This window comes from Borborobacter arsenicus, from assembly GCF_003934165.1.
Classification (GTDB): domain Bacteria; phylum Pseudomonadota; class Alphaproteobacteria; order Rhizobiales; family Rhizobiaceae; genus Pseudaminobacter; species Pseudaminobacter arsenicus.
This window is the reverse complement of record NZ_RKST01000078.1, coordinates 1-3,626: the sequence shown is the minus strand read 5'-3', so window position 1 is coordinate 3,626 and position 3,626 is coordinate 1. Positions and strand designations below refer to the sequence as shown.

The following is a 3,626-nucleotide window of genomic DNA, read 5'->3' as shown; positions in this document are numbered from 1 at the left end:
CCTCAAGATTGCGCTTCAACAGCCGCAATCCTTCAAAACAGAAGCCTCAACCGCAAACCGACCTGCCAAATGCCGCGTCAGCGGCTTCGTTCAATCCCGTTTATGGGTACGTGACCTAATGCAAGGACAGGCTGGCGCAGAGGTGCCGAGCGCCAACCGCATCACCTTGCTGCGGGATCGGGACGGTGACGGAGTTGCAGAAGTTCGCTCGGCATTTCTGTTCGTCGAGCGACGCTGCTGCGACGGTGCGCAGCTGGCCCTCGTTAGGCATGTCGCCCTTTGCCATCTGTTCGAGCATCGCCGGCAGGACATTGGCGAGCAGACGCAGTTTCCGGATCTGGCGAACCGGCAGAGCCAGAGCGACAGCGATTGCTTCCTCGGTCCAGCCGAGCGCGACCAGGCGCTCGATCGCCCGCCACTGGTCGACGGGATTGAGCTGTTCATGCGCCAGCGTTTCTGCGAGCGAACGCATCGCGCCGCCATCTTCGGCGCGCTCGATCACCAGCACGGCGATCTCTTCAAGCCCTGCGGCGATGGCCTGCTTGACGCGGCGATGGCCGGCATCGATGACGAAGCTGTTGCCGCCATCAGATTCCGGTGCAACGACAGGCGGCTGCACGATACCGACGGCGCGGATGGTCGCCAGCAGCAATGCGTCAGCCTGCGGGCTGGACTTGGAGCGTCGCGCCTTGTCGGGGTTTCCCTTCAGCGCGCGCGGATCGACAAACTTCAGTTCCATGGAAGTGCTCCTTACGGGGTTGCCGGACACAGCCAATCGCGGCGTCCTTTCTCGTCTTCTTTTCGAAGACACCCCCCGGCCTGCGGAGGGGACGGACCGGTGCAACTGCGGCCGAGCATCCCTGCCCGGCAGGACAAGCGGGGCTAACAGCCCTGCGAAGGACGACGCGGCCGGGATTGCGAGCGGCGCGGTTGAGCGTAAGCGTCACCGGTTCGGCCGATCGGCGAACCGGATTTCTTCTCCTCCTTCTCCATTCCCCTTCAAGATCGGCGCCACCTTGGAGTGGGCCATCGGTCTGCCTACTACGATAGAATGGCTATGCGGCATCCTGCAAAGGTTCGGCGGGAGTTTCCACATCCGCCGACAGTGCCGCCTCTACCTCACCAAGTTGCCGTCGCTTTTCGGCCAGCTCGCCGGCGAAGGCGAACTCGGCATCATTGTCGCGAGACTGGTATGATGCGAGCCTGCGGCGGGCATCGGCGAGGCGCTGGCGATAGCGCTCGCGCTCTCCTTCGAAATCATCGAGAGCGTGCTCGAGGCGCGAAATTGCTCCGAGTGGCGTGACTGTCATGGCAAGCTCGATTTCGGACTCCGCGCCGTTGCGCAACAGCAGGGTGGTGTAACGGTAGCCCTCCTTGCCGAAGCGCTGGCCGTCATATTCGAGGTCGAAACCGCCGACAGAGCCGATGATGGTCTCGCCTTCGTGCTGAAGCTGCACCAGGGTCAGGATCTCCTTCATGAGCGCGCGGCCTGCTGCCGGCACTATGTAATGTTCCGCCGCGGTCTGTACAGCCCTGCGCCTCAGACGCACGAGACGCCCGAAAACCGCGTATTTCCGGCATTTGCACGGCTATAAAAGCCGCCACGCGACGTTTACAAACGATCGGTTATCCATATCCTCTGTGTTTGGAATTCCATCGATAAACACACTCTCAGGCACTTCAAATGGCCGCTGACACACGAAATCGAGCATCCCGTCGACCACAGGGCCGCCTGATCGGCTACGCACGCGTCTCCACGGACGAACAGGCGACAGAAGCACAGGAAATGGAGTTGCGCGCGGCCGGCTGCGATCAGATCGTCCAGGAACATGGTTCAGGCACATCCCGCGCCCGCCCTGCGCTGTCTAAGCTTCTGCGTGACATCGATGCCGGCGACACCCTTGCGTCGTCCGGATCGACCGTCTGGCACGCTCTGTCAGCCATCTCCTTGAGGTGATCGAAGGCCTGACGGCGAAAGGAGTGCATTTCCGGTCGCTGCGCGATCCGATCGACACCACGACCCCGCAAGGGATGTTTTCTCTGCAGGTTCTCGGCGCCGTGGCCCAGCTGGAGCGCTCGCTGATCTCTGAACGCACCAAGGCCGGCATAAAAGCTGCGAAGGCAAAGGGTCGCCTACCGGGCAATCCCGGTATTCGCGAACGCCGGCCGGAAGCACTTGCCAAGATGACGGCCGCGCAGAAGGCCGCTTACGGAACACGCATCCAGGCTACGGCCAGTCAATGGCTTCCAATCGTTCGGCGTATGCGACCCGACCATACCTGGGACGATATCGCCCGCGTGCTGAAACAGCGCGGTCTCGACTGGACGCCGGAACGTCTCCGACGAGCTGTCAAATGGATGGTTTCCGAAGGCATGGCGGATGCCGCCCTGCTTCGTAAATCGCCGCCTCGCCTGCCGGAAGACCGGCTGATGACGCTGGTCACTGGCATTCACGCCTCGAACCCGGATGTGACGCTCCGGGAGATTGGGGCGCAGCTCGAGAAACTTCACGAGCGCACACCACGCGGCGGAGCCAAATGGTCTCCCTCATCGGTGAAAAACCTGCTCGACCGCGCGAGACGATCCGGACTTCTCGCAAGCGAAGCTGTGTGACCATCCCTTGACCATCGAGTTTTCAGGAGCATATATAGTCATATGTGACCACTTTGCGGAGGTGCCGATGTCCACTGTCAGCCTGAAGGATGCGAAAGCCGGTCTTTCCAGCTATGTCGACGACGCCATCAAGGGCGAATTCGTGACGATCACCCGCCATGGAAAGCCTGTAGCTGCTCTGGTCCCCTTGCAGGCCGCGGAGATTGCGCAGCGTGCCCTGAAGCCTCGTCGAACCAGCTTCATCACCTACCTGAAGACATTCCCTGGTGGAGAATTTGAGCGCAACGCCTCGCCTTCGCGGGATGTTGATCTTTGACGGCATACCTTCTTGATACGAATGTCGTCTCCCTGCTGTCGCCTTCGCGCGCCGGGCACGCCACGGAGTTGATCGCTTGGCTCGACAAGACGGAAAAGACGGCCGAGTTTTTCCTGTCGGTCGTCACGGTCCACGAGATCGAGCGCGGGATCATATTGCTCGAACGAAAAGGCGCCACCGCCAAGGCAAGCGGTCTCAGGCAGTGGATGGACGGCCTGTTCTCGACATACGAGGATCGGATACTGCCGATAGACACGGCGGTTTCAGCTCTGTCCGGCAAGCTCGAAGCGGAAGCCATCGCAGCCGGCCACAGTCCCGGCATGGCCGACGCACTCATCGCGGGAACCGCAAAGGCCCATGATTTAACGGTGGTCACGCTGAATTTGAAGCATTTTGAGCCGTTTGGCATCGTGCTCATGGCGGCGCCTGTCTGACCGACATTAAAGCGTCCTGCGGTCTCGATACTGAACACCCATGCACTGACAGGTTCTGAACGCGTTGACGCCATCGTGGTCACGGATTCCGCTTTCGCAGGCTCTCTTTAGGAGCGAATCCGAAACCTCTAACCGTGGACCAGCTGTCGCTTTCCATTTAATTGTGCGAATCCGACTTCAACATTTTCAGTAGGTTGCCCGATCACTTAATTTGAGAGCGGGCAGTTAATTTGATAATCTGACTTGGATTTTGTCATCTAATG

2 protein-coding genes and 4 pseudogenes are annotated in these 3,626 nt (G+C 60.4%); 4 read left to right on the top strand and 2 right to left on the bottom strand.

Features of this window, described 5'->3' with window-relative positions; all coding sequences use genetic code 11:
• Positions 1-220, top strand: a pseudogene (locus EET67_RS26740) (hypothetical protein); the annotation flags it as partial.
• Here EET67_RS26740 and EET67_RS26560 read toward each other — a convergent pair.
• Positions 215-739: pseudogene (locus tag EET67_RS26560) on the bottom strand (ParB N-terminal domain-containing protein); the annotation flags it as partial. The pseudogenes EET67_RS26740 and EET67_RS26560 overlap by 6 nt on opposite strands.
• Before the next feature lie 316 nt (positions 740-1,055).
• A pseudogene (locus tag EET67_RS25130) lies at positions 1,056-1,493 on the bottom strand (hypothetical protein); the annotation flags it as partial.
• Between the two features lie 191 nt (positions 1,494-1,684).
• Here EET67_RS25130 and EET67_RS25125 point away from each other — a divergent pair.
• From EET67_RS25125 to EET67_RS25115, 3 genes and pseudogenes are all read left to right on the top strand, one after another.
• Positions 1,685-2,613, top strand: a pseudogene (locus EET67_RS25125) (recombinase family protein).
• A gap of 67 nt (positions 2,614-2,680) precedes the next feature.
• Entirely contained in the window at positions 2,681-2,929 is a 249-nt protein-coding gene (locus EET67_RS25120) for a type II toxin-antitoxin system Phd/YefM family antitoxin (RefSeq protein ID WP_128628892.1), read from the top strand.
• Positions 2,926-3,363, top strand: a complete 438-nt coding sequence (locus EET67_RS25115; protein ID WP_128628891.1) for a type II toxin-antitoxin system VapC family toxin — start codon at positions 2,926-2,928, stop codon at positions 3,361-3,363. The genes EET67_RS25120 and EET67_RS25115 overlap by 4 nt, the downstream gene beginning before the upstream one ends.
• Positions 3,364-3,626: the final 263 nt, after the last annotated feature.

Bases quoted from the DNA above. Each gene is read 5' to 3' on its own strand.
- EET67_RS25120 (WP_128628892.1), top strand. From the start codon at position 2,681: ATGTCCACTGTCAGCCTGAAGGATGCGAAAGCCGGTCTTTCCAGCTAT.